Annotated in this window: 20 protein-coding genes and 2 riboswitches; of the genes, 9 read left to right on the forward strand and 11 right to left on the reverse strand. The window is 72.2% G+C overall.

Going from position 1 to position 24,877, the window contains the following annotated elements; all coding sequences use genetic code 11:
* Positions 1–15 precede the first annotated feature (15 nt).
* Positions 16–136, forward strand: a riboswitch (SAM riboswitch).
* A gap of 46 nt (positions 137–182) precedes the next feature.
* Positions 183–1,442 (forward strand): aminotransferase class V-fold PLP-dependent enzyme, encoded by a 1,260-nt coding sequence (locus OHB44_RS31695; protein ID WP_330439105.1) that lies wholly within the window; start codon positions 183–185, stop codon positions 1,440–1,442.
* Between the two features lie 24 nt (positions 1,443–1,466).
* On the opposite strand, the gene OHB44_RS31700 is transcribed toward OHB44_RS31695, so the two are convergent.
* Positions 1,467–2,702, reverse strand: a complete 1,236-nt coding sequence (locus tag OHB44_RS31700; protein WP_238683092.1) for an FUSC family protein — start codon at positions 2,700–2,702, stop codon at positions 1,467–1,469.
* 106 nt (positions 2,703–2,808) lie between these two features.
* On the opposite strand from OHB44_RS31700, the gene OHB44_RS31705 reads away from it, so the two are divergent.
* Positions 2,809–3,465 carry an HD domain-containing protein gene (locus OHB44_RS31705; RefSeq protein ID WP_330439107.1) on the forward strand — a complete coding sequence of 219 codons (657 nt, stop codon included), beginning with the start codon at positions 2,809–2,811 and terminating at the stop codon, positions 3,463–3,465.
* Here the strand turns inward: OHB44_RS31705 and OHB44_RS31710 are convergent.
* Entirely contained in the window at positions 3,437–3,721 is a 285-nt protein-coding gene (locus tag OHB44_RS31710; RefSeq protein ID WP_112674123.1) for a DUF4031 domain-containing protein, read from the reverse strand. The genes OHB44_RS31705 and OHB44_RS31710 overlap by 29 nt on opposite strands.
* Before the next feature lie 68 nt (positions 3,722–3,789).
* Between OHB44_RS31710 and OHB44_RS31715 the strand changes: the two genes are divergently transcribed.
* On the forward strand, positions 3,790–5,190 hold the full coding sequence (locus OHB44_RS31715) for an FAD-binding oxidoreductase (RefSeq protein WP_238683090.1): 1,401 nt from the start codon (positions 3,790–3,792) through the stop codon (positions 5,188–5,190).
* Positions 5,191–5,200: 10 nt separating this feature from the next.
* Here the strand turns inward: OHB44_RS31715 and OHB44_RS31720 are convergent, their stop codons facing one another.
* On the reverse strand, positions 5,201–5,737 hold the full coding sequence (locus tag OHB44_RS31720; protein WP_238683089.1) for a hypothetical protein: 537 nt from the start codon (positions 5,735–5,737) through the stop codon (positions 5,201–5,203).
* An 88-nt stretch (positions 5,738–5,825) separates the two neighbouring features.
* Complete coding sequence (locus tag OHB44_RS31725; RefSeq protein ID WP_238683143.1) at positions 5,826–7,640, reverse strand: glycerol-3-phosphate dehydrogenase/oxidase; 1,815 nt, start codon at positions 7,638–7,640, stop codon at positions 5,826–5,828.
* A 250-nt stretch (positions 7,641–7,890) separates the two neighbouring features.
* Here OHB44_RS31725 and OHB44_RS31730 point away from each other — a divergent pair, with 250 nt between their 5' ends.
* The 3 genes from OHB44_RS31730 to OHB44_RS31740 all read left to right on the forward strand — a co-directional run bounded on the left by OHB44_RS31730 (position 7,891) and on the right by OHB44_RS31740 (position 12,072).
* Entirely contained in the window at positions 7,891–10,740 is a 2,850-nt protein-coding gene (locus OHB44_RS31730; protein ID WP_330439110.1) for a S8 family serine peptidase, read from the forward strand.
* Between the two features lie 69 nt (positions 10,741–10,809).
* The gene (locus OHB44_RS31735) at positions 10,810–11,745 is read left to right on the forward strand and encodes a GNAT family N-acetyltransferase (protein ID WP_330439112.1); all 936 of its coding nucleotides are present in this window, start codon (positions 10,810–10,812) and stop codon (positions 11,743–11,745) included.
* 78 nt (positions 11,746–11,823) lie between these two features.
* Positions 11,824–12,072, forward strand: coding sequence for a hypothetical protein (locus tag OHB44_RS31740; RefSeq protein ID WP_330439114.1), 249 nt, complete (start codon positions 11,824–11,826; stop codon positions 12,070–12,072).
* Between the two features lie 56 nt (positions 12,073–12,128).
* Here OHB44_RS31740 and groL read toward each other — a convergent pair whose 3' ends face one another.
* The 3 genes from groL to OHB44_RS31755 form a co-directional block, all read right to left on the reverse strand.
* Positions 12,129–13,751: a chaperonin GroEL gene (groL, locus tag OHB44_RS31745; RefSeq protein ID WP_088950420.1), complete on the reverse strand. Its 1,623-nt coding sequence runs from the start codon at positions 13,749–13,751 to the stop codon at positions 12,129–12,131.
* 272 nt (positions 13,752–14,023) lie between these two features.
* Positions 14,024–15,196: a hypothetical protein gene (locus tag OHB44_RS31750; RefSeq protein ID WP_330439115.1), complete on the reverse strand. Its 1,173-nt coding sequence runs from the start codon at positions 15,194–15,196 to the stop codon at positions 14,024–14,026.
* Positions 15,197–15,290: 94 nt separating this feature from the next.
* Positions 15,291–15,494: a cold-shock protein gene (locus OHB44_RS31755; RefSeq protein WP_091402914.1), complete on the reverse strand. Its 204-nt coding sequence runs from the start codon at positions 15,492–15,494 to the stop codon at positions 15,291–15,293.
* A 325-nt stretch (positions 15,495–15,819) separates the two neighbouring features.
* On the opposite strand from OHB44_RS31755, the gene OHB44_RS31760 reads away from it, so the two are divergent.
* Positions 15,820–16,350, forward strand: a complete 531-nt coding sequence (locus OHB44_RS31760; RefSeq protein WP_266304314.1) for a GNAT family N-acetyltransferase — start codon at positions 15,820–15,822, stop codon at positions 16,348–16,350.
* Positions 16,351–16,591: 241 nt separating this feature from the next.
* Here the strand turns inward: OHB44_RS31760 and paaN are convergent, their stop codons facing one another.
* The gene (paaN, locus tag OHB44_RS31765; protein ID WP_238683083.1) at positions 16,592–18,265 is read right to left on the reverse strand and encodes a phenylacetic acid degradation protein PaaN; all 1,674 of its coding nucleotides are present in this window, start codon (positions 18,263–18,265) and stop codon (positions 16,592–16,594) included.
* Positions 18,266–18,393: 128 nt separating this feature from the next.
* Here paaN and OHB44_RS31770 point away from each other — a divergent pair, with 128 nt between their 5' ends.
* A complete protein-coding gene (locus OHB44_RS31770; protein ID WP_330439116.1) occupies positions 18,394–20,586 on the forward strand; it encodes a hypothetical protein in 2,193 nt (730 codons plus the stop codon).
* Positions 20,587–20,595: 9 nt separating this feature from the next.
* On the opposite strand, the gene OHB44_RS31775 is transcribed toward OHB44_RS31770, so the two are convergent.
* From OHB44_RS31775 to OHB44_RS31785, 3 genes are all read right to left on the reverse strand, one after another.
* The gene (locus tag OHB44_RS31775; RefSeq protein ID WP_330439117.1) at positions 20,596–21,615 is read right to left on the reverse strand and encodes a GNAT family N-acetyltransferase; all 1,020 of its coding nucleotides are present in this window, start codon (positions 21,613–21,615) and stop codon (positions 20,596–20,598) included.
* 265 nt (positions 21,616–21,880) lie between these two features.
* A complete protein-coding gene (gene thrC / locus OHB44_RS31780) occupies positions 21,881–23,167 on the reverse strand; it encodes a threonine synthase (protein WP_210780906.1) in 1,287 nt (428 codons plus the stop codon).
* A 10-nt stretch (positions 23,168–23,177) separates the two neighbouring features.
* A riboswitch (SAM riboswitch) is annotated at positions 23,178–23,313 on the reverse strand.
* A gap of 68 nt (positions 23,314–23,381) precedes the next feature.
* Positions 23,382–24,344, reverse strand: a complete 963-nt coding sequence (locus tag OHB44_RS31785; protein ID WP_330439118.1) for a DMT family transporter — start codon at positions 24,342–24,344, stop codon at positions 23,382–23,384.
* Between the two features lie 91 nt (positions 24,345–24,435).
* On the opposite strand from OHB44_RS31785, the gene OHB44_RS31790 reads away from it, so the two are divergent.
* Complete coding sequence (locus tag OHB44_RS31790; protein ID WP_238683079.1) at positions 24,436–24,741, forward strand: ArsR/SmtB family transcription factor; 306 nt, start codon at positions 24,436–24,438, stop codon at positions 24,739–24,741.
* Positions 24,742–24,877: the final 136 nt, after the last annotated feature.

Here is a 24,877-nt window from a genome sequence, read left to right on the forward strand (position 1 = left end):
GCTATGCTGCCGGCAGGTCACGAGTGCCAGCGTTCAGCCCCGGCTTGCTGGCCGGCAACCCTCGTCGAGTTCGCGGTGGGGTGCCCCGGGTGATGACCGGGCCCAGCCCGATCGGTGTGCTGGGCAAGCGCGGACCCCGTCCCGATGTCGCACCCGGGGTCCCTGACCCCGGAGGTTCCGGCGTGTCCGTCACTCTCGTCCCGTCGCTGCCCAGCCTGCCCACGGTGCCGTCCGCGCCGCTCGACGTCCTCGGCGTGCCCGGCGAGATCAACCTGGACTACGCGGCCAGTGCGCCGTGCGCGCGGGCCGCCGCCGACGCGGTGGCCGAGCTGCTTCCCTGGTACGCCAGCGTGCATCGCGGAGCGGGAGCGCTGTCGCGGCGCTGCACCCTCGCGTACGAGCAGGCGAGGCAGACGATCGGCGACTTCTTCGGCGCTCGCGCCGACGATCATGTGATCTTCACCCGCAACACCACCGACGCGCTCAACCTGCTGGCGCGGGCCGTGCCGGCCGGCACCACCGTGGTCACGAACGCCTCCGAACACCATGCCAACCTGCTGCCCTGGCCGCGCGGGTCGGTGCGGCTGCCGGTGCCCAGCGACCCCGACGGGGCGGTACGCGATCTCGCCGCCGCCCTCACCGAGCTGCGCCGGGGCAGCAGCCCGGCGTTGCCGGTGCTGGTCGCGGTGACCGGTGCGAGCAACGTGACAGGTGAGCGGTGGCCGGTCGCCGAACTGGCGCGGGTGGCCCACCGGCACGGCGCCCGGATCGCCCTCGACGCCGCGCAGCTCGCCCCGCACGCCCCGGTCGACCTGCTCGCGCTCGACGTCGACTACCTTGCCGTGTCCGGCCACAAGCTGTACGCGCCGTTCGGCGCGGGCGTGCTGATCGGTCGGGCCGACTGGCTGGACGCCGCGCCGCCCTACCTGGCCGGCGGTGGCGCCACCAGCCACGTCGGGCCGGCCACCCACGACGTGACCTGGGCGACCGGCCCGGCCCGACACGAGGGCGGCACCCCGAACCTGCTCGGAGCGGTCGCGCTGGCGGCGGTGTGCAAGGCGCTCGACGAGGCGGACCAGGGCGCGCTGGCCGCCCAGGAGCAGGGCCTGCTGACCCGGCTACGGACCGGCCTCGCCGCCCTGCCGCACGTCGTCGAGCTGCGCACCTTCGGCCCGGACGCGCCCCGGGTCGGCATCGTCTCGTTCGTGGTCGCCGGCTGGGACTCCACCGAGGTGGCCGCCCGGCTCGCCGCCGAACACCACATCGGCGTACGGGACGGGTTGTTCTGTGCCCACCCGCTGGCCCGGCGTCTGCTCGGCGAGGCGGCGGGGCGTACCGGCCGGCGGGACCTGCCGCCCACCGCGCTGCGGGCCAGCATCGGGCTGGGCAGCACGGCCGCCGAGGTGGACCGGCTGCTCGCGGCGCTGGCCGAGCTGGGCTGACGCCCGACCGGCGGTTGCCAGCGCTCAGCCGACCGGCGGGGCGGTGGGTGGCTTCGGCGCCTCGCCGGGCTCGGCGGGTTCACCGACCGGGCGCTCCTGCTCCCCGAAGGCGGTGCGGATCCACCGGTTCGCCTCCTCCTGCTCGATCCCGGAGGCGACCAGCAGGTCGCTCGCGGTGGTGCGGATCTGGGCGATCACCACGCTGCCGGAGAAGCCCACCCCGGCGCCGTACGCCCGGCCGGCCTCGCTGACCGCCCGCAGCGACCGCTCCCGGGCCTTCTCCGGCTCCTCACCGGCGGCGAACTCGTGCTTGAGCAGCCGGACCGACTCGGCGAGGTGGCCGATCGCGTCCGGCATCGGATCGGGCACCGGTTCCTCGTCCTCGACCAGCGTGACGGACCGGCGGATCAGCGTGCCGCTGTTGCGCATCGCCCTGTCGATCGGGTCGGCCGCCTCGGCGTAGTGGGTCAGTTCGTCGCGGCGGTGCCAGCGGGCCGGAGAGAGGGTGGCCGTCTCCTTCGCCCCCTCGATCGCCTCGCCCAACGTGGCCAGCTCCTCCTTGTTGTTGCGCAGCCTCTCCAGTGCGCCCTGGATGGTGGCGCGATTCCGGTTGCGCAGCCCGTCGGCGGTGGCGTCGAGTTGGGCGGCTAGCAGGTCCAGGGCGGGGCGGGCCGCCCGGTTGATCACGCGGAGTGGGTTCAGTGGCAGCAGCACCGCCGTGACCAGCAGCGCGATCCCACCGCCGAGGAACGCGTCGACGAAGCGGGGGATCTCCAGGTTCTGGGTCGACGGGCTCAGCGTCACGATCAGCACGGCCGTGGCCGCCGCCTGGATGACGATGGCCACGCTCGCTCCGGCGAAGATGGTGAGCAGGATCGCCACTGTGACCACCAGGCCGAGCTGCCACGCCCCGGTGCCGAGCAGGTAGATCAGGAGGTCGCCGACGGCCACCCCGACCCCCACACCGACGATCAGCTCCACCGTACGGCGGAACCGCTGACCGACCGACGCGGCCAGGGTGCCGACCGCGGAGATCGGCGCGAAGACCGGTTGCGGGTTGCCGAGCACCTTGTGCGAGATCAGGTAGGCCAGCCCGGCGGCCAGCCCGGCCTGTACGGCGAGTCCGCCGGCCATCCGTACCCGGTGCAACCGGTCGTGCAGGGTGGCCCGACCGCGGTGGCGCAGTTGTTCGGTGGCCTCGGCGATTCGCGCGCCGTCGATGTCCACCAAACCGTCGCGCAGCGCGGTACGTCGCACCATCGGCTGTCGCTTGTCCCGGGCCACGGCCATGGGCGCGACTACCCGTGGTGGGCCCGCTGAACCCTCCCTTCCCGCGCGGCGGGGGCCGATGCGGGAGACTCGGGCGGTGGTTGATCTGTTGGACCGGTGGCGGGCGGCGGCCCGGGGTGCCGGCGCGAGGCCCGACCCGGATACGACAAGGGCCGGGGAGCAGTTGACCGTCCGGTGGCGGGAGCCGCACCGGCACTACCACACCCTGGCCCACCTGACGGCTGTGCTCGATGTGGTGGACCAGCACACCGACCTGGCCATTCGGGCCGACGCGGTCCGGCTGGCGGCCTGGTTCCACGACGCTGTCTACGACCCCCGGGCCGCCGGCGACGCCAACGAACGTGACAGCGCCGAACTGGCCGAGAGCGTGCTCACCGGGCTCGGAGTGCCGGCGCCCACGGTGGCCGAGGTGCGCCGGCTCGTGCTGCTCACCGCCGGGCACACGGTGACGCCGAACGACCGGGATGGCGCGCTGCTCTGCGACGCGGACCTGGCCGTTCTGGCCGCGCCGCCGGCCCGCTACGACCGTTACGCGGCGGCGATCCGCCACGAGTACGCCCACGTGCCGGAGCCGGCCTTCCGGGCTGGGCGGGCCGCCGTGTTGACCGGCCTGCTGTCGCTGCCCGCGCTGTTCCGGTCGCCACCGCTGGTGAGCCGGTGGGAAGAGCCCGCCCGGGACAATGTGCGCCGCGAGCTGGCCACCCTCAACGGGGCGCCGGAGAACGCGGGTTGACCAGGTGCTTCGGCCGACGCAGGTCGGCGGCGCGGAGCAACCGGACCAGCTCCCGGCTCGGCACCACCTGGGCGCCGAGCCACACCGCCGCCGCGAACCGATCCGCCGGGATGTCGTAGTGGTCCCGGTCGAAGCCGCGCCGGGGCGCGCCGAGCGCCTCGGCGAAGGCGTGCAGCTCGGCGTACGAGACATCACTGATCAGGTGCGACCAGAGCCGACCGCGCCACGGCCAGGCCGGCCGGTCCAGGTAGAGCATGGTGCCCAAGTTATCCCGCCCAGTCGATCATGTTGATGATCGCCGGTCGGCGACCTAGCCTCGGCTGCATGGCCCCCACCGCGCTCCTCGACGACCTGCGCGCCGCGCTCGGTGACGACGCCGTGCTCACCGACCCGGACCTGCTGCGCATGCACCAGCGGGACGAGGCCGACCTGTGCGCCGCCGGCGTCCCGCTGGTGGTGACCCGTCCGCGCGACACCGAGCAGGTGGTCGCCGTGATCCAGGCGGCGGCGCGGCACGGCGTACCGGTGGTGCCGCAGGGCGCGCGGACCGGGCTGGCCGGCGCGGCGAACGCTGTGGACGGCGCCGTGGTGCTCAGCACCGTCGCGATGAACGAGATCCGGGAGATCGACCCGGTGAGCCGGATCGCCGTGGTCCAGCCCGGGGTGGTCAACGCGGCGCTGGCCGGGGCGGTGGCGAAACAGGGCCTCTGGTACCCGCCGGACCCCGGCTCCTGGCAGTCGTCCACGATCGGCGGCAACGTGGCCACGAACGCCGGCGGCATGTGCTGTGTGAAGTACGGGGTGACCACCGAGTACGTGCTCGGCCTGGAGGTGGTGCTCGCCTCCGGTGAGGTGCTGCGCACCGGCCGGCGTACGGCCAAGGGGGTGGCCGGCTACGACCTGACCCGGTTGTTCGTCGGTTCGGAGGGCACCCTCGGCGTGATCACCGAGGTGACAGTGGCGCTGCGGCCCGCCCCGGCCGACTCACTGACCCTGGTGGCGGTCTTCCCCTCCACCGCCACGGCCGGCGCGGCGGTGGCCGAGATCGCGGCTCGCGGGCTCACTCCCAGCCTGCTGGAGTTGCTGGACCAGACCCACCTGCGGGCGATCGAGGCGTACCAGCCGATGGGTCTGCGGACCGACGCGCAGGCCCTGTTGCTGGCCGCCGCCGACACCGGTTCCCGGGCGGCGGACGACCTGGCGGTGCTGGCCGAGGTGTGCGAGGCCGTTGGCGCCGACGAGGTCTACGCGGCCACCGACGCGGTGGAGGCGGCGGCGCTGCTCCAGGCTCGTCGGCTGGCCCACCCGGCGATGGAGAAGTTCGCGGCGGACGCCTACCCGGGCGGCAACGGCGGTCTGGTGATCGACGACGTGGCGGTGCCGCGCGGCGCGCTCGCCGCGCTCCTGGACGGGGTCGCCCGGATCGCTGTCGAGTGTGCGGTGCCGATCGGCGTGGTGGGGCACGCCGGGGACGGCAACATGCACCCGAACATCGTTGTCGACCGGGCCGACCCGGCGAGCGTGGAGCGGGGCCGGCGGGCCTTCGACGAGATCATGCGGCTCGGCCTGGACCTGGGCGGCACGTGCACCGGCGAGCACGGGGTGGGGCTGCTCAAGCGGGACTGGCTGGCCCGGGAGATCGGGCCGGTCGGTGTCCGTGTGCATCAGGCGATCAAGTCGGCGCTCGACCCGGCCGGCCTGCTCAACCCGGGCAAGGTGCTCTGACCGGCTACGGTCAGCCCTTGACCTCGGCCGGGGTCGCCTGGGTGAGCAGCAGCAGGATCTCCCCGGCGACCGGCGTGAGCTCCTCACCCGGGCAGTCCTGCGAGGTGATCAGCCCGGCCGAGGTGATGAGGCTGGACGTCAGCGCGTCGATGCAGGTGGTCCTGTATCGCCGGGCCTGATCGGTCTCGTCGGCCAGCGCCGGGTTGGCGAGCAGCACCTGCAGCCGTTCGGTCAGCTCCGGTGCGAGGGTGCCCCGGGAGGTCACGCCGTCGCCGGCGCAGTCGACGCACTGCCACGCGCCGTTCCGCTCGACGCTCAGGGTGCGCATCGGCCCGTCTTCGCCGAGCCGCTGGAGCAGGCTGACCTGACCGGCGGCGACAGTGGTGGGGATCTCCAGCTGCGATCCGCCACCTGCGGGGCCGGCGGTCGGTTGCGCCACCGGGGTGCTCGGCTTGTCTCCGTCGAAAAGGGAGCACCCGGTCAGGGCGCCGACGAGCGCGACGACGAGCAGGGGTACGAGCAGACGAGGGCGCGCGCGGGGTAGCACGCGCGGAAACCTACCCCACCGTAGGTAGCGTTCGAAACCACCATCCGGGCCGGTATCGATGGTTACCCATCGGTAACGTCGCAATTCGTCATCGAGCGGACGGGCGCAGCTCCGCCTGATCGTCGTCGCCCCGGTCAGCCGCGTAACCCCGCACGTCCGGAGCGCCGAGGCGGGCCGCATCCGCCGCCGCGTCGTCCGGCATCAACTGGGACTGCCGCTCCGCCTCCACCCGCGCCCGGTAGTGCTCGACCTCGCGCGCCCGGGTGGCCGCGTCCCAACCGAGCACCGCGCCCATCAACTCGGCGGTGTGCTCCGCCGACTCCAGCCCCCGGTGGCTGGTCTCGAACGAGATCCGGGTTCGCCGGGTCAGCACGTCCTCCAGGTGCAGCGCGCCCTCGGCCCGCGCCGCGTAGGCGACCTCGGCCGCCAGATACTCCGGGGCACCCGCCAACGGGGACGCCAGCAGAGGATCGGCGTCGACAAGCGCCAGCAGGTCCAGGGTGAGGGTGCCGTACCGCTCCAGCAGGTGCTCCACCACACCCACCGGCACACCGTGCCGGCGCGCCAGGTCGGCCCGGTCCCGCCACATGGCCGGGTAGCCGTCGGCGCCGAGCAACGGCAGATCGGCGGTACGCGACGCGCGGGCGCCACCGAGCCGGCGAGCGGCCCGGTCGACCACGTCGGACGCCATCACCCGGTACGTCGTGTACTTGCCGCCGGCCACCAGCAGCAGCCCGAGCATCGGCTCGAAGACCGCGTGCTCCCGGGAGAGCTTCGAGGTCGAGTCGGCCTCGCCGGCCAGCAGTGGCCGCAGCCCGGCGTACACCCCCTCGATGTCGGCGGTGGTCAGCGGCCGGTCCAGCACGGTGTTGACCTGCTGGAGGAGGTAATCGATGTCGCGGGCCGACGCGGCCGGGTGGGAACGGTCCAGCCGCCAGTCGGTGTCAGTGGTGCCGATGATCCAGTGCCCGCCCCACGGGATGACGAAGAGCACCGAACTCGCCGTACGCAGGATGAGCCCCGTCTCGCCGGTGATCGCCGAGCGGGGCACCACCAGGTGCACCCCCTTGGAGGCGCGCACTCGGACGCCGGGCCGCAGGCCGACGTCGTTGAGCATCCGGGACATGTCGTCGCTCCACACACCGGTGGCGGCGATGACGGTGCGCGCCTGCACCTCGAACTCCGCGTCCGGCGAGCCCGACGGCGCCTCCAGGTCCCGGACGCGGACGCCGGTCACCTCGCGCGCCTGCCGGATCAACCCGACGGCGCGGGCACTGCTCACCACAGTGGCACCGAGGCTGGCCGCGGTGCGGGCCAGGGTGACCACCAGCCGGGCGTCGTCGACCTGCCCGTCGTAGTAGCGGATCGCCCCGGCCAGCGCGTCGGCCCGCAGACTCGGGAAGATCCGCCGGGCGCCCTCCCGGGTCAGGTGCCGGTGCAGGGGCATGCCCCTGCCACCGCCGAAGATCCCGGCGAAGGCGTCGTACGCGGCCACGCCGGCGCCGTAGTAGGAACGGCGGAAGACCCGGGCCGGCAGGTCCCGCAGGCCCCGCCCGGCCGGCAGCGGCACCATGATCGGCACCGGGCGTACCAGGTGCGGCGCGAGCCGGGTGGCCAGCAGACCACGCTCGGTGAGTGCCTCGTGGACGAGGTGGAACTCCAACTGCTCCAGGTAGCGCAGGCCACCGTGGATGAGTTTGCTGGACCGGCTGGAGGTCCCGGCGGCAAGGTCACGCGCTTCGACCAGCGCCACCTTCAGGCCACGGGACGCCGCGTCCAGGGCGGTGCCGGCTCCGGTCACCCCGCCCCCGATGACCAGCACGTCGAAGCGCTCGGCACGCAGTCGACGCAGGTCGGACGCACGGCGGACCGGTGAGAGCTGACCGGCGACGGATCGGGAGATATTGGGGTCGCGCACCCGTCCACCGTAACCGTCGAGCCACCGTGTCGACATTCGCCGCCCGCTCCGCACCGCGCCTACCTGCTCCGAAGCGCACGACACGTCTCGCCACCCGGCCCACACCGACCGATCGCAGATCTTGGACAGTTTCCGTCATCTCCTGACGGAAACTGTCCAAGATCTGCACGTTCCTCGGAGCCCCGGAACCCGACGGTCGGGTCGAAACCCTTCCTCGTAGTCGTAAGGTTCTCGGATGCAAGGTCAACCTGCGCACCCCGGCTACAGCGACCGCAGTTCCCCGTGGCCGGTGGTCGCGGCCGTGCTGGTCGGCTGCTGGACGGTGGCGGTCACAATGGGAACCCAGACCGGTGGCTGGCTCACCGATCAGGTGCTGCTGGGCTTCGGACGGGACCGGTTCGGCTGGCTCTGGCCGGTGCTCGGCCTGGCCACCGTCGTGCTGGCCGGCACACCCGCCCTGCTGCTGGCCCTCCTGCCCCGGTCGGGCGCGGTCCGGGCCACCGGGCGGGCCTGGTTGATCGGGGCACTCGCGCTCGGCGTGCTCACAGTCCTGCGGGTCGTGCCGCTGGTGCACCACGAGGCATACCTCGCCGCGCTGGCCGGCGCCGCGTTGCTCAGCGCGCTCGCCGTGCGTTGGTCGGCGCGCCGCTGGGCGTACCCCGGGCTGATTGGCTCGGTCCGCAGCCCGGCACCCACCGGGAACAGCGACGCGACACGGCCCGCAGCCACCGGGAACGGCGACACCACACGGCCCGCAGCCACCGGGAACAGCGACACCACACGGTCCGAGGCCAGCGGAGACGGCGACACCACGCGGCCCGCGCCCACCGGGAACAGCGACACCACGCGACCCGAGGCCACCGGGAACGGCGACGCCACGCGGTCCGAGGCCGCTGGGAACGCGGAGTCGGTCGGACGGCGCGTGCGCCAGCCCGGCCCGGTGCCGCTGCTCGCTGTCGCCGCCGGGTTGGCGCTGCTGCTGCCGTGGGCCTGGCTGGGCGCGCTCGGCGGCCTCCTGGAGACCGCGCTCGCGCTGCTGGCGGCCGCCGCGCTCGGGGTGCTCGCCGCTACTCTGCTGGATGCCCCGTTCTGGTCGCTGTTCGCGGTTGGGCGACCGCCCCGGCCGGCTCGGCTGGTGCTGGTCGGCGGCCTGGTCGCCGGGGTGGCGCTGCTGCTGCTCGCGGCCGGGACCGGCCAGTCCGGCGCGCAGTTGCCCGCGCTGCTGACAGTGCCGCCGGTGGGTTTCGCGCTGGCCGCGCTCTGGGCCGCGACCTGGCGGCCCACCGCCGACCCGGCCACCCCCGACCCAGCCACCACAGACCCGGCCACCCCCGACCCGGCCACCACCAGCCCAGCCACCACCAGCCCAGCCACCACCAGCCCAGCCACCACCAGCCCAGCCACCACCAGCCCAGCCACCACCAGCCCAGCCACCACCAGCCCAGCCACCACCAGCCCAGCCACCGCCGACCCGGTTGAGGCCACCCGCGCCGGCCGCACGGCGACCGGCTGGCTCGTGGGCCTGGCCGCGCTCGGCCCGTTGGCCTTCACCGACCCGGAAGAGATCAGCCTGCTGCTGGTCGGCACCCGGGACATCCCGTTCTGGGTGGCGGCCGCCAGCGGCGTCGGGCTCGCCGTCGCGGTAGTGGTCGCCATCGGGTACGCGGTGCTGCTCGCCCGACGCACGGCACGCACCCCGAACAGGCGGGTCGCCGCGGTGGCGGCCGTGGTGCTGCTGGTGGCGTTCGCGGTGGTCGACCTCGGCCCCGGCCAGCCGGGCCTGTACGGCGAGCGGCTGTTCGTGGTGCTGCGTACGCAGGCCGACCTGAGCGACCTTCCGGCCGCGGCGCCGGGTCGGGCCGGGCGGGACGCCCGCGCGGCGGAGGTCTACCGGCGACTGGTGACGACCGCCGAGCAGAGCCAGGGTGACCTGCTGCGGGGGTTGAACCGGCTGCGCCTCGACCCGGTGTCGTACTACCTGGTCAACGCGGTCGAGGTGGACGGCGGCCCAGCGGTCCGTGCCTGGCTCGCCCGCCGGCCGGAGGTGGCGCGGGTGCTGGTCAGCCAGCGCCTGCGACCGCTGCCGGCCCCGGCCGGGCAGAACCGGGGCACGTTGCCCAAGCCCACCGGCCCGCAGTGGAACATCAGCCAGATCGGTGCCGACCGGGTGTGGTCCCAACTCCGGGTCACCGGCACGGGCATCGTGGTCGGCAGCTCCGACTCGGGGGTGGACGGCACCCATCCGGCGCTACGAGCCGGGTTCCGTGGTGGGGACGACTCCTGGTACGACCCGTGGGACGACACCCGGAGCCCGACCGACCAGGGCGGGCACGGCACCCACACGGTGGGCAGCGCGGTCGGGCGGGACGGCATCGGGGTGGCGCCGGACGCGCAGTGGGTGGGCTGCGTCAACCTGGACCGCAACCTGGGCAGCCCCGCGCACTACCTGGACTGCCTCCAGTTCATGTTGGCGCCCTTCCCAGCCGGCGGCGACCCGTTCACCGACGGCCGTCCGGAGCGCGCCCCGCAGGTGCTGACCAACTCGTGGGGCTGCCCGCCCATCGAGGGTTGCGACCAGCGCGTTCTGCGGCCGGCCACCGCCGCCCTCGACGCCGCCGGGATCTTCGTGGTCGCCGCGGCCGGTAACACCGGCCCGTGGTGCGCGTCGATCGACGATCCGCCCGCCCCGTACCCGGACGTGCTGACAGTGGGCGCGGTGGACGCCCAGCGGCGGGTCGCCGAGTTCTCCTCGCGCGGGCCGGTGCCGGGCGGCTCGGGTAAACCGGACGTGCTGGCGCCGGGGGTGAGGGTGGTGTCGGCCATGCCGGGCGGCACGTACGCCGCGTTGGACGGTACGTCGATGGCGACCCCGCAGGTGGCCGGGGTGGTCGCGCTGATGTGGTCGGCGAACCCGGCGCTGGTCGGTGACGTGACCCGGACCAGGCAGATCCTTCGGGACACCGCCACGGTGGCGACACCCACCTATCGCTCCGACAGCCCTTCCGACGCCTGCGGTACTCCGTCGAACGTCACCGGTGCCGGCCAGGTCGACGCCTACGCGGCCGTTCGCGCCGCCCAGCAATAGGCAGGTTTCCTTCCTGAAGCGCTGAGCCGGGCGTGCGGCTCGACAGTCGGTGATCTAGGGTCGGCGACCATGGACGCCGAGATCACCGTCACCGAGCTGACCGCCGACCTGGTCACCAGCGTCGTACAGCTCTGCCAGCAGGCTCTCGACCTGCCCGAGGACGCCGCCGAGGCGGCTTCCATCGTGGACGTGCTCTGGACCCGGGCCGCCACCGAGCGGCCGGCGGTCGGGCTGGGCGCGTACCGGGGCGCGGACCTGGTGGGGGTGCTGATCTGTTCGGTGTCGTCGACCGAGCCGGGGATCGGGCACGTGGACCTGGTCGCGGTCCTCGCGGATCAGCGGCGTCGGGGCGTCGGCCGGACGCTGCTCCAGCGGGCCGAGCGGGTGCTCGCCGACCGCGGGGCGACCGAGGTGCTGCTGGCCGGAAACCCGCCGTACTACGCGTGGCCGGGAATCGACGTCCGCTACACGCCGGCGGTCTGCGCCGCACTCGCGCTCGGCTACCAGCAGGACCGGACCGCCTGGAACATGACCGCGGACCTGTCGTACGACGGGTCGCCGGCACTGCGGTCCACCGAGGCGACGGAGCAACGGCTGGCCGACCAGGGCGTCACGGTACGCCGGGCGGAGCCGGCGGACCTGCCGGCGCTGACCGCGTTCGCCCGGTCCACCTTCGGCGGAACGTGGGACGGCGAGCTGGCCGGGTCGGTGGGGCGTGCCGACGCCGGTTGCCACCTGGCGGAGCGCAACGGCGAGGTGCTCGGCTTCGCCGCGTACGGGTCGTCGCGGCCGAGTTGGTTCGGGCCGATGGGCACCGCGCCGGCCGCGGAGGGCTCGGGCATCGGTGGGGTGCTGTTGCGGCGCTGCCTGCGCGACCAGCGGGCGGTGGGGCTGGACCGGGCACAGATCGGCTGGGTGGGACCGGTGCCGTTCTATTCGGGTAGCGCGGGTGCGTGGATCGAGCGGGTCTTCTTCCTGTACCGGCGAACCCTACCGACGGCATAACCGGGGCAAACAGGACAAAGATCCATTCGCCCGCATCGGCCATCGACGCCCCCTACCGTTTCGGTAGAGGAGGCAGCCATGACCACGGATGACAACCAGACCGAGGACGGCCCGCCGATCACCTGGAAACCGGTGGGTGAACTCCCCGGCCAACTGCCGTTCGACAGGCTCGACTACGGCGACGCCGAGCAACTGGCCGAGATGACCACCGAGGGCGAGCCGTCGGTGGCCGAGGAACCGCAGGAGATGGTGGACGCGCCGATCAAACTGCCTCCGCCGTACAGCCGGGCACAGAAGCGGCGCAACCAGCGCCCACTACCGACCTGACGACGAACGGGGCGGACCGCGTCAGCGGCCCGCCCCGTTCGGTGTCGGAACTGGACTCAGAAGTCCATGTCCCCGCCACCCGGGCCAGCCGGGGCAGCCGGGTTCTTCTCCGGCTTGTCCGCGACAACGGCCTCGGTGGTGAGGAAGAGCGCCGCGATGGAAGCGGCGTTCTGCAGCGCCGAACGCGTCACCTTGGCCGGGTCGATGATGCCCGCGGCCAGCAGGTCGACGTACTCGCCGTTGGCGGCGTTCAGACCGTGACCCGCTTCGAGGTTACGGACCTTCTCCACCACGACGCCGCCCTCAAGGCCGGCGTTGACGGCGATCTGCCGCAGCGGGGCGTCGAGCGCGACCTTGACGATGTTCGCACCGGTCGCCTCGTCGCCGACCAGGTCGAGCTTGTCGAAGGCGGTCTTGCCGGCCTGAACCAGCGCGACGCCACCACCCGGGACGATGCCCTCCTCGACGGCGGCCTTCGCGTTGCGAACGGCGTCCTCGATGCGGTGCTTGCGCTCCTTGAGCTCGACCTCGGTGGCCGCGCCGACCTTGATCACCGCAACGCCGCCGGCCAGCTTGGCCAGCCGCTCCTGCAGCTTCTCCCGGTCGTAGTCGGAGTCGCTCTTGTCGATCTCGGCCCGGATCTGGTTGACCCGGCCCTGGATCTGCTCGGCGTCACCGGCACCGTCGACGATGGTGGTCTCGTCCTTGGTCACCACGACCTTGCGGGCGCGGCCCAGCATGTCGAGGCTGGCGGCGTCGAGCTTGAGGCCGACCTCCTCGCTGATGACCTGGCCACCGGCGAGGATGGCGATGTCGGTCAGCATGGCCTTGCGGCGGTCACCGAAGCCCGGCGCCTTGACGGCGACCGACTTGAAGGTGCCACGGACCTTGTTGACCACCAGGGTGGCGAGGGCCTCGCCCTCCAGGTCCTCGGCGATGATCAGCAGCGGCTTGCCCGACTGCATGACCTTCTCCAGGATCGGGAGCAGGTCCTTCACCGACGAGATCTTGCTGTTGGCGATCAGGATGTACGGGTCGTCGAAGACGGCCTCCATACGCTCCGGGTCGGTCATGAAGTAGGCCGAGATGTAGCCCTTGTCGAAGCGCATACCCTCGGTGAGCTCAAGCTCCAGCCCGAAGGTGTTGCTCTCCTCGACGGTGATGACGCCTTCCTTGCCGACCTTGTCCATCGCCTCGGCGATGATCTCGCCGACGGTGCTGTCGCCAGCGGAGATGGAGGCGGTGGAGGCGATCTGCTCCTTGGTCTCGACGTCCTTGGCGAGCTTGGACAGCTCCTCCGAGACGCTCGCGACAGCGGCCTCGATGCCCCGCTTCAGGGCCATCGGGTTGGCGCCAGCGGCCACGTTGCGCAGGCCCTCGCGAACCAGGGCCTGGGCCAGGACGGTCGCCGTCGTCGTGCCGTCACCGGCAACGTCGTCGGTCTTCTTGGCGACCTCCTTGACCAGCTCAGCGCCGATCTTCTCGTACGGGTCCTCGAGCTCGATCTCCTTGGCGATGCTCACACCATCGTTGGTGATGGTGGGGGCACCCCACTTCTTCTCGAGCACGACGTTGCGGCCCTTGGGGCCGAGGGTCACCTTTACGGCGTCGGCGAGCTGGTTCATGCCCCGCTCGAGGCCGCGGCGCGCCTCTTCGTCGAACGCGATCATCTTGGCCATACGGCGTTGTCCTCCTGGACACTCACGGGCCACCCGAGATGTGTGCCCCGGATGGGCCGCCTGGTGTACGCACCTTGGGACGTCGCCACCTGGCGACGACGACGTCCTTCGGCCGGGCCGGATAGCCCGCGACGACCGGCCATGTGCCGCCCCGGTGTCTCCACACCGGTGCAACCTGGCCCCACCGTCCCGACCATTGGCACTCACGGTATGCGAGTGCCAATGACTTGTTTAGCACTCTCACCTGCCGAGTGCAAGCACGATGCCGCCGCTCAGCCGAGTTCCGCGGCCAGTCCAGCGCTGTTCACCGGTGCCTCATGGGCACGCTGCTCGGCGTACGTCACCAGCAGACCGATCATCTGCGCGAGGTGGGCCGGCAGGGCTAGCACGGCGGTGATCCCGATCACCACCACCGCTCCGACGGCGGTACCCGCCGAGGAGAACGGATCCGTTCCGAGCGGGGAGGTGCCGATTCCTTCCAGGGCACCGGGGATCAGGGTGCCGACGATCACCGCGGCGGCCACCAGGGCCACCCGTCCGAGAAGCAGGCCGAGCCGGTCGTGGAACATCCGGAACGATCGACCGATCGGGTTGTGCCGTTCGAAGAGGTAGACCGGGCCGGCCATGCTCAGCGCGAAGGCCAGGTAGATGCCCGGCAGCACGCAGAAACAGAAACCGACGCCGATGAGCAGACTGATCAACAGGGTCCAGCCCCACAGCCCGAGTGCCCGACGCAGGCCGTAGCGCAGCGCGGCCTCCAGGCTGGCCGGCTGACCGGCCGCCTGCTGGGTGATCACCCAGGTGCCGGCGGCCCACCCGACGGCCTGCACCAACCCGACCACCACACTGCCGCCGACCAGCAGGACGAGGAGGCTCAGCAGCTCGGCGGCGAAATTGTCCGGCAGCGCGGGGGTCGACGTCGATTCGGCCTGGGCGGCCCACTTCGCCGATGGGTCCAGCCCGAGGGAGACCACCGAGAGCACCGCCGCAGGCAGCACCTGGGTGAGCAGCATGATCGGCACCAACTGCCGCCAGCCCCGGCGCAGCGCTCCCCCGCACCGGTTGAACCAGCCGCCGATGCCGGCACCGGGCGGCGTGACCAGGGCGTCGTTCGGGTCGAACCCGTGACCCGGCGGGTACCAGCCGACGGGCGGCCCCGGATACCACGGCTGCCCGCCGTAGGGACCCGACCCGGGCGGGTAACCCCCGGTGGGCGGGAACACCCAGCCCTGCGGTGGCGGGGCCGCACCCCAGGCACCCTGCGCGGGATCCCAGCCGGGCGGCGGGGCGGCGGGGCCGGAGGACGGGCCGGCCGGGGGCATGCCCGGCCCCCAGCCGGGGGGCGGACCGGCGTGGCCGGGGCCGCCGGCTTGCGAGGACGGATCGGACGGGTCCGGCTCCCCCGACCCGGAGGAAGGAGTGTGCGGGGGTGGCTGGTCGGTCATGAACGCTCCTCAGCTTTGGCTGGAACGGTTCACGATCTTCCCGGCTGAGTGCCCCTGCCGCAGCCCCGACTCACGGGCCGATCGGCCAGGAAGCTCAGCCGATGACGCGTACGTGCTCCGCCTGTGGGCCCTTCTGGCCCTGGGTGATCTCGAACTCGACCCGCTGACCGTCGTCCAGCGCCTTGTAACCGTCCATCTCGATCGCGGAGAAGTGAACGAACACGTCCTGACCGCCGTCGACGGCGATGAAGCCGTAGCCCTTCTCGGCGTTGAACCACTTCACGGAGCCCTGTGCCACGGTGCACTTCCCTCACTCTGCCCGGCGTTGCCTGATTCGGCGCACGGCACGGCCGGGCGCCCCGGACCACCGACTCAGCGATCGATGACCGCCATTGAATGAGGTGGCCGAAATCGCACGCTACACGAGGAGTGACGGCCGCGCACTGCCACAAATCAGACACACTTCGGGGCGTCCCGAGCGCGCTGATCGGCCGGGTTCCCCGGCCATCGGATTCGCCCGCGTCATTCGGAGAGGGGCAGGGTCGCAGGGCAGCCCTCGAGATGATCGCGATCGGGCCCAGCTCGCGAAACGCCAATCCCCGCCCTGTGGTAGGCATGCGGACATGACCACCGACATGGGCTCGCCGGCCCTACGGCTCGCGGAGATCCGCCGGGTCCGGCCGGAGGACGCCGCCCGGATGCGGGCGCTGCGCCTGGAGATGCTCGCCGACGCGCCGTTGGCCTTCCTGGAGACCCTGGCGGACGCGGCGGCCCGACCGCACAACGAGTTCGCCGCCCGGGTCGCGTACACCTCGGCCGGTGCCGGTAACGCGCAGTTCGTCGCCGACCCGGGCGGCCGGCTGGTCGGGCACGCCGGTGGTACGACCCACCCGAACGAACCGGGGCTGACCGTGATCTACGCCGTGTACGTCACGCCGACCTGGCGCGGCAGCGGCCTGCTCGGCGAGCTGATCGACGGGGTGGCCGCCTGGTCGCGAGCCTGTGGCCGACCTGAGCTGCTGCTGGAGGTGGTGGTCGGCAACGACCGCGCCTACCGTGCCTACCAGCGCCTGGGCTTCGAGGACACCGGGGTACGGGTCCCCCACCCGAACATCCCAGCCCTCACCGAGCTACAGATGCGCCGAACAGCCTGACCCACAAACCACCTCCAACGATCACCACCGCCACGCGGACGGCCGGCGCGCGCCGCCCAGCCGTGATGATCACGCTCGATCCAGGATGTAGTGGTCATCATCCGACCAGAGGCCACTACTTCCTGGGTCGAGCACGATCATGGGAAAAGCAGAGGCTCCGGGCCGGACACGCCGACGACCACCGCGCCCACGGCGGGTTTCCGGGGCAGCCCGACCCGGAAACCCCCACCGCGACTAGAGATCAGACATGACGCCGTGACTGCACGATCCGGAACCGGTTCGCCACATAAGCCCCGTCGGTCAGCGCCGAGTTGGCCGCCGCGTTGGCCCCACTGCCGTGGAAGTCGGAGAACGCCGCCGACTGGTTGACGAAGACGCCCCCGGTGAGGTTGCAGGACAGGTGAACCCCGACCTCGACCGCCACCGCCTCGGTTGCGTCAAGCACTGCCTCGTCGGTCGAGTAGACCCCGGCGGTGAGCGCGCCCTTCTCGCCGACCGTCCGGCGCAGCAGCTCCAGGCTGTGCGTGGTGGAGTCGGTAGCGATGGCGAACGAGATCGGTCCGAACCACTCCCGGCCGTACGTCTCCGCGTCGTCAGCGGCCAGCTTCACGATCGTCGGGGTACGCACCACCGCGTCGGCGTACGACGGGTGGGCCACGGCCCGCGACTCCAGCACCGGCTCGCCGACCTTGGTCACCTCGGCCAGCCGCTCCAGCACCCCGTCGTTGACGATGGCGCCGGTCAGCTCCACACCTCGGGCCGGGTCGGCGGTGAGCTTGCCGACCGCTGCGGCGATCCCGCCGGCCACCTCGTCGAAGCTCTTGTGCCCCTGGTCGGTCTCGATGCCCCCGGCCGGGATGAGGATGTTCTGGGAGGTGGTGCACATCTGCCCGCTGTAGAGGGTCAGCGTGAACCCGAGGTTGCGGCACATGCCGGCGAAGTCGTCGGTGGAGTCGATGACGACGGTGTTGAGGCCGGCCTTCTCGGTGTAGACCGATGCCTGCCGCGCGTGCGTCTCCAGCCAGTCGCCGTACTCGGTGGAGCCGGTGAAGTCGACGATCCGGATCGCCTGGTGCAGGGCCAGGTCGCTGGCGAGCTTCTCACCGGGCGCCTCGGCCGCCAGCATGATCAGGTTCGGGTCGAACCCGGCCTCGGCGAGCACCTCCCGGGCGTACTTCACTGTGATGGCCAGCGGCAGCACCGCGCGCGGGTGCGGCTTGACGATCACCGGGTTGCCGGTGACCAGCGAGGCGAACAGCCCAGGGTACGAGTTCCAGGTCGGGAAGGTGTTGCAGCCGATCACCAGCGCCACCCCACGCGGCACCACGTGGAACGTCTTGGTCATCCGCAGCGGGTCGCCCTTGCCGGCGGCCTTCTCCCAGCCGGCCGTGCCCGGGTGCCGGGTCATCTCGGCGTACGCGTACGCCAGCGCTTCCAACGCCCGGTCCAGCGCGTGCGCGCCACCGGCCTGGAAGGCCATCACGAACGCCTGCCCGCTGGTGAACTGCACAGCGTTGGCCAGCTCGAAGATGTGCTTGTGCAGCCGGTCGAGGATCTCCAGGCAGACGCCGACCCGGGCCTGCGGGCCGGCGTCGCGCCACGCCGGCAGCGCGGCGGAGGCGGCGCTGATCAGCTCACCGGGGCCGGCGTGCGGGTAACGCACCGCCAACTCCACCCCGAACGGGCTCGTCTCGGTGGCGACCCGAACGCCCGCGCCGGGCTGGTCGAGCGGGAAGTCACCACCGAGGTACGCCTCGAAGGCGGCCTTGCCGTCGGCGGCGGCAGTCTCGCCGTACACCCGGGGGCTGGGGGATTCGGGATAGGCGGACCAGTAGCCCCGCTCCGTGATCGCGGTCAGCGCACGGTTGAGGGTGTCGGCGTGCCTGTCGTACAGGGGATGCGGGGTCTCCGTCATGCCCGCCATCATGCCGCAGTCCGGTCCGCGAGCAGAAGCGCCAATGGCCGACGGCACGAGGTTGCTCGCGGCGGCAGCGGGTAACCGCGGGCCTCCGGCCAGGAAAGCCGGCCAGGGGAGGGCGGCGGGTGAGGATCACCGAGATCCGGGTGCACGGGGTCGCCGACAAGGGGCCCGAGACGATCCTCGACCGACCGATCGTCGCGCGGGTCGCGGGAGACGACAACGCCGGCTTCTACCGGCCGCGGCCCGGCTACGGTGCCGCCGCGGACCGCAACGGGGTGACGCTTGAGGCGTACCGCTGGAGCAGGCTGACCGGCGGGACCGCCACCCGGACGTTCTCCCTGGTCCTGCTCTTGCCGTTCATGCTCAGCAACATCGCGGCCTGGATGCTGCCGGTCACCGGACGCGGCGGCCACGCCGCGCGGGCGCTGTGCCGACTGTTGGCAGCGACGATGACCGCGATGTACGTGCTCTCCACCGTCGGGGTGTCAGTCGACCTGATCGCGTGGCAGTGCGCGGCCTACCCGAGGTGCCTGGAGGGGCGGCGGGAGTTGTCGTGGCTGGGCGACGTGCCGCCCGGGCAGCGGCTGGCGCTGCTTGCCGTACCGCCGATCATCGCGATCTTCCTGATCTGGCGACTCGGTGCCCGGAGCTGGCAGCTCCCCGAGGACAGCGACCACGCGCCCGGGGTGGGTGCGGACCGGCTCGACGCGCCCGCTTTCTGGGACACCCGCTCGCTGCTGCGCCGCCTGCGCTCGGTGCACGTCGCGGTGGCGTTGGGCACGCTCGACATCACTCTGCTGTTGGTCCTGGCACCGCACGACGCGACGGTGCCCGGCTGGCTGCTGCTGGCCGCGGACGTGGCGCTGCTCGCCGGCGCGGTGGTGCTGCTCTGCCGGCCGGCGATAGAACGGCGCGGAGAGCAGGACCAGCGGAGTTCGCGGACGATCCGCTGGGTGGCCGTGGCGCTCACCGCGCTGACAGTGGGCTACGCGGTGGTGCCACGGTCGCCGTGGAAGGCCGAGGGGATGTTGCCGGGGTACGGGCTGCTGGTGGCCGGGCTGTTCGCCGGGCAGGTGGTGCTGCTCGCGATGCTCGGCCTGGTGGTGGCGGTCCAGCGCCGTTCCCTCCCCCGCCCCTTCTTCCTGCTGGCCGGGTTGGGGGCGCCGGTGCTGATAACCGTCGCGATCGGGCTGGGCGTCGCCTACTCCTCGGGCCTGACCTACGGGCTCGCCGAGTATCTGGACCGTGGGTCCAGCCCGACGCCCGCACGGCCGCTGCCGCCCGGCGCGCCACCGTTGTCGCCGCCGATCGCCTACCGCTGGGTCACCCTCGGCTTCACCCTCGCAGTGCTCCTGGTGGTCGTGACGGCAGTGCTCGTGCCCCGGCTTCGCCGTGCTCGTCGCCGTCGGGAGGCCGAGGAGCTGATCCGGCGGGACTATCCGGAAGCCTCCCGGGCGGCCCCGGAACGGGTCCGGGCCGTCCGCGACGCGGTCGTGCGCGCCCGACTGACGGATCGGCTCGGAGGGCTGTTGGCCACCGCGTACGTGGTGTTGGCGCTGCTCACCCTGGCTGCGGCCGGGCTCTCGGTGATCGGTCCCGGCCCGGGTGCGCTCGCGCTGCGACTCGGCGGCGAGTCGCTGGCCCGTCCGGTGATCTTCGTGACCGACCTGGGCGCCCTGCTGATCGGGTTGTTCGCCACGGTCCTCGCGATAATGGGACTTGTCGCCTACCGTTCCGGCGCGATCCGGCTGGTCGGGGTGCTCTGGGAGCTGGCCACCTTCTGGCCGCGTGCCGCGCATCCGCTCGCCCCGCCGTGCTACGTCGAGCGGGCGGTCCCCGAGCTGACCCGCCGGATCGGGCAGCTCACCGCCGACGGGAACGCGGTGCTGCTGTCCGGGCAGAGTCACGGCAGCGTGCTCGCGGCGGTGACGATCCTTCAACTGCCCGACCACTGCCGCCGGCGGGTGGCCCTGCTCACCTACGGCTCCCCGCTCGGCAACCGGTACCGGCGGATCTTCCCGGCGTACGTCAGCGACGAGATGTTGCGCGAGGTCGGCAGCCGGTTGGCCTGGCGGTGGATCAACCTGTGGCGGTACACCGACGCGGTGGGCGGGGCGGTGTTCGTCCCGTTCGTCGACGGACCCGACGACCCCGCCGCCCGGGTCGACCGTCGGGTACGGGATCCGAAAGGGCTGCTCATCCCACCGACCGACACCGTGCCTCCGCCGGTGCAGGGCCACCGGTTCACTCCCGACGACGACTTCCACGCCGCGGTCGGCGAACTGGTCGAGCGCCTGGAACGGACGGGCGGGTGACCTGTCGACTCAGAGGGTGAGCTGCCAGTCGGTCCAGCGGTCCACCGGGCGGAAGCCGAGCTGTTCGTTGATCGACACCATGTAGCTGTTGCTGGCCGCGTTGAAGGTGTCGATCACCCGTACCGCCGGCTCGTGGGTGAGCAGGTGGTGCAGGTTTTCCGCCTTGGCGATGAGGCCGAGCCGGTGCCCACGGTGGGCCGGGTCGACGATGGTGATCTGCTGGAACGCGTGCCAGTCGGCGGAGGCGCCCACGTCCAGCAGCGTCCAGGCGACCAGCCGACCGGACGCCTCGTGCCGCATCCCGAGGTGGTAGCGCCGCCGGCCCCGGGCGTCCAGTGCCCGCTCGTTGCCACGGATCCGCTCGGCGTCCACCTGCTCCGGCTCCCACTGCACGTCGCCCATGGGCGCGTCCATCAGCAGCCGGCCGTCGAGGTAGGCGATGTCAGCCACGTACTCCTGTGGGGTGGAGCCCTGCCAGCAGACGGAGTGATAGCCCTCGGCTCGCGGTCGGGCCTCGGCGAGCGCCGCCCGCAGAGCGACCCGGTCGATCTCGCCGACGTCGAGCCGACGACGCACCTCGGCGAGGGCGGGTTGGGCGCCGGTCGCGGCGGCGAACGCGTCACCGGCCACGCTTCGGGCAGCGCCGCCGGGCAGCGCGGAGACGGCCATCGCCACCACCCGCTTGCGGCAGTGCTCGCGGAGCAGGCGCAGCCCGTACTCGTGCAGGGCCCGGCCGACGCCCCGGCGCCGCAGCCGCGGATGCACCAGCAGCTCGGCGGTGGCGTTGTCGGGGTTGTCGAGCTGCGGCAGGTCCAGTTGGAGGTAGCCGGCCGGCACGCCGTCCAGGCGGGCCAGCGCCCAGAGCGACCGGGTGCCGGGCATCGGCGAGTGGAACATCGCGTCGAAGCGACGCCGGCAGAAGGGCGGGAAGTCCGGGAGATCAGCGTCGTTGGCCGCCGACCCGATCCGGTACGCCTCGTCGACCGATGTCCGGTCGGCGCCGTCGAACGACGCGATCGTGATGCTCATGCCGGTGAGCGTGCACCGTACAAAAGCGATCGGGCCAGCGAATTACTCGCTGGCCCGATCGAACGTTGGTCGGGAGGGACACTCGCACAACGCCTCCGGCGTTGGGTCGCAAGAACTTCAAAAGTCTTCGGCGAAATGCCCTCCCGCACGGAGCATCTTGCGCCGTCCGGTTCCTGCCGTCAAGTCCGTAGCGGCGGGTTTTCCACACTCACAGCGAAAACCCAGTTACCGACTGATCGACTCCGCCCGGGTCCGAGCGAGCCCGTCAGCCCAGGAGGCCGGCGTCGCGGGCGGCGCGCAGCGAGGGCTTTATGTGGTGGGTCGGCCCGACCTGGCCGGCCACCGCGTCGATGGTCTTCAGACCCTCGCCGGTGTTGAACACGACGGTCTCGGCCGTCGGGTCGAGCCGACCGGACTCGACCAGCTTGCGCAGCACGGCCACCGTGACCCCACCAGCGGTCTCGGCGAAGACCCCTGTGGTACGGGCCAGATCGCGGATGCCCGCGCGGATCTCGTCGTCGTCGGCGTACTCCATCCAGCCGCCGGTGCGGCGGACCGCCTCCAGGGCGTAGAGGCCGGCCGCCGGGTCGCCGATGTTGAGCGACTTGGCGATGCCGGTGGGCTTGACCGGGACGATCGTGTCGGTCTCGGCGTGCAGGGCGACGGCGATCGGGTTGCAGCCGGCGGACTGCGCGCCGAAGACCTTCCAGCCGTCGGCGGGCGCCTCGACCAGGCCGATCTCCACCAGCTCGGAGAACGCCTTGTCAATCTTGGTGAGCAGCTCGCCGCTGGCCATCGGGATGACCACCTGCGCCGGGATCCGCCAGCCGAGCTGCTCGGCCACCTCGTAGCCGAGGGTCTTGGAGCCCTCCGCGTAGTACGGCCGGACGTTCACGTTGACGAACGCGGTGTCCTCGAATTCGTCGGTCTCCACCAGCTCACCGCAGAGCCTGTTGACATCGTCGTACGAGCCGTCGATGGCGACCAGTTCGCCGCCGTATACGGCGGTGGTGATGACCTTGCCCTGCTCCAGGTCGCTGGGGATGAAGACCACCGAGGGCGCACCGGCGCGGGCCGCGTGGGCGGCCACCGAGTTCGCCAGGTTGCCTGTCGACGCGCAGGCGAACCGGCTGAAGCCGAGCGCCTTGGCGGCGGTGAGCGCCACCGAGACGACCCGGTCCTTGAACGAGTGGGTGGGGTTGGCGCTGTCGTCCTTGACCCAGAGCGGCGCGGTGATGCCCAGTTCGGCGGCGAGATGCGGGGCCGCCACCAGTGGGGTCAGGCCCGGGTCGAGGGTGACCCGGCTGGCCGGGTCCTGACCGGCGGGGAGCAGCGCGGCGTACCGCCAGATGTTGTTCGGGCCGGCCTCGATCTGCTCGCGGGTGACGGCGGCCAGTGCTGCGGTGTCGTAGTCGACTTCCAGCGGGCCGAAACACTCGTAACAGGCGTGCTGGGCGGCGAGCGGGTAGCGGGCCGAACAGGCACGGCAGACCAGGGCGCGGGCGGGGCTTGCGGAGGTGTCGATGCCGGAGGCGACGAGCGTCGACGTCATGTCGAGGGTCCTCTCATCTTTCCCCGCATCGCACGGTGCGGCGGGGACGGAATTGGCACCTGCCCCGCGGGTCGCTCAGCGGTGAGCGCGCGGGGTGGTTGCCGGGGCGTCGTCGGGCCGTATCCCTCAGCCCCTCTGGATGAGGTATTCAGTTGTGCCGTCGAGTCTAGGACAACGCTGTCGGTCGCTGCTACCGCTGATCCCAGGTAGTGGGTCAGCGGGCGCTCACCGCCACCGGGTCGGTCACCGCGATCGGATCCGTCACCGCGCTCGGCCTCGGCAGCGACGTGGTCCGGGGCCGGGCGGCGAGGTTCACGGCGACCAGAGCGGCGATCGTGATGGCGGCCCCGACCAGTTCGACGGGCTCCGGGCGGTAGCCGCGGGCGATCTGCACCGCGAAGGTGGTCACCGGAACCAGGTTCATGAACAGCGCGGCGTTGGCGGCGCCGAGCCGCTGCACACCGGTGTTCCAGGCCAGGACCGCGATCACGGCGCCCACCAGCACGGCGTACGCCAGTTGCGGGGCGACCGCCACGAGGTCGGCGGCGGCCGGCGCGTGCTGCCAGCCGACGGCGTCGGCGCCGACGCTCAGGACGAGCATGGCGGCCGTGCCGGCGAGCGCGGTCAGTGTGGTGAAGCGCAGCGGTGACCACTCGCCGAACCGGCTCGCGCCGTGGGTGTAGATGCCCCAGCCCAGTACCGCGCCGATCATCATGAGCCCGCCGAGGCCGAACTGGCCGAGCCCGGCCAGGCTGCCGCGCGTGATCACCAGACCGACGCCGAGGAGCGCCACCAGGGAGAGGGCCAGCAGGAGTGGCTTCGGGCGTACGCCGTCGCGGGCCCAGCGGACGAGCTGGGTGATCACCGGCGTGGTGGCCACGAAGAGGGAGATCTGCTGCGGGGCGGCGTGTTCGAGCGCCAGGTTGGTGAGCAGGTTGAAGCCCGCGAAGCCGACCACTCCGAGCACCACCACCTCCAGCGCCCGGCCACCGTGCCGGAGCGCGCCGGCACCCTCGCGGAGCAGCAGGATGGCGACCAGGACGACGGCGGCCAGCAGGTAGCGCGCGGTGGTCAGGTTGAGTGGGTCGACCCGGTCGAGCGCGCTGGCCAGAATCGGGAACATCACGCCCCAGCCGAGCACGGCGACCAGTGGGTACGCGGTGGCGCGGGATCGCATCGGCAACTCCAATGTTCGAGTATCGTCGAACCAACGACACCGACCCTAGGGCGTCGTTCGATCGTTGTCGAACAAGGGTTACACTGGTCACATGGAGCCGCACGAGCCCGACCTGACCGCCGTACCGGTCACCAGCGTGTTGGCCGCACTCGCCGACGACGTGCGGCTACAGATCGTCCGGGCGCTCGCCGAGGGCGGCGAGGCCGCCTGCGGCAGTTTCGACTTCGGCGTCTCCAAGGCGACCCGCAGCCACCACCTCAAGGTGCTGCGCGAGGCGGGGCTGACCCGGACCCGGGCCGCCGGCACCAGCCGACTGGTCCGGCTCCGCCGGGACGAGGTGGACGAGCTCTACCCCGGCCTGCTGGACGCGGTCCTCACCCAGCGCCCGCCGGCGTAGACGAGCCGCGCCTGTGTCAAGTACGGCGCAACCCGCGCCGATCTTGCGCTTTGTGTAGTCGGTATGGGTGGTTAAGCGCCTTATGTCGGCACAGAAAGTGCAAGATCGCGGAGCCGGCCCGGCGGCGCGGGAGAGC

This window comes from Micromonospora sp. NBC_00821 (assembly GCF_036347035.1).
Taxonomy (GTDB): domain Bacteria; phylum Actinomycetota; class Actinomycetes; order Mycobacteriales; family Micromonosporaceae; genus Micromonospora; species Micromonospora hortensis.

Bases quoted from the DNA above. Each gene is read 5' to 3' on its own strand.
- OHB44_RS31700 (WP_238683092.1), bottom strand. From the start codon at position 2,702: ATGGTGCGACGTACCGCGCTGCGCGACGGTTTGGTGGACATCGACGGC.
- OHB44_RS31710 (WP_112674123.1), bottom strand. From the start codon at position 3,721: ATGCTCTACCTGGACCGGCCGGCCTGGCCGTGGCGCGGTCGGCTCTGG.
- OHB44_RS31715 (WP_238683090.1), top strand. From the start codon at position 3,790: ATGGCCCCCACCGCGCTCCTCGACGACCTGCGCGCCGCGCTCGGTGAC.
- OHB44_RS31730 (WP_330439110.1), top strand. From the start codon at position 7,891: ATGCAAGGTCAACCTGCGCACCCCGGCTACAGCGACCGCAGTTCCCCG.
- OHB44_RS31735 (WP_330439112.1), top strand. From the start codon at position 10,810: ATGGACGCCGAGATCACCGTCACCGAGCTGACCGCCGACCTGGTCACC.
- OHB44_RS31740 (WP_330439114.1), top strand. From the start codon at position 11,824: ATGACCACGGATGACAACCAGACCGAGGACGGCCCGCCGATCACCTGG.
- groL (WP_088950420.1), bottom strand. From the start codon at position 13,751: ATGGCCAAGATGATCGCGTTCGACGAAGAGGCGCGCCGCGGCCTCGAG.
- OHB44_RS31750 (WP_330439115.1), bottom strand. From the start codon at position 15,196: ATGACCGACCAGCCACCCCCGCACACTCCTTCCTCCGGGTCGGGGGAG.
- OHB44_RS31760 (WP_266304314.1), top strand. From the start codon at position 15,820: ATGACCACCGACATGGGCTCGCCGGCCCTACGGCTCGCGGAGATCCGC.
- paaN (WP_238683083.1), bottom strand. From the start codon at position 18,265: ATGACGGAGACCCCGCATCCCCTGTACGACAGGCACGCCGACACCCTC.
- OHB44_RS31775 (WP_330439117.1), bottom strand. From the start codon at position 21,615: ATGAGCATCACGATCGCGTCGTTCGACGGCGCCGACCGGACATCGGTC.
- thrC (WP_210780906.1), bottom strand. From the start codon at position 23,167: ATGACGTCGACGCTCGTCGCCTCCGGCATCGACACCTCCGCAAGCCCC.
- OHB44_RS31785 (WP_330439118.1), bottom strand. From the start codon at position 24,344: ATGCGATCCCGCGCCACCGCGTACCCACTGGTCGCCGTGCTCGGCTGG.
- OHB44_RS31790 (WP_238683079.1), top strand. From the start codon at position 24,436: ATGGAGCCGCACGAGCCCGACCTGACCGCCGTACCGGTCACCAGCGTG.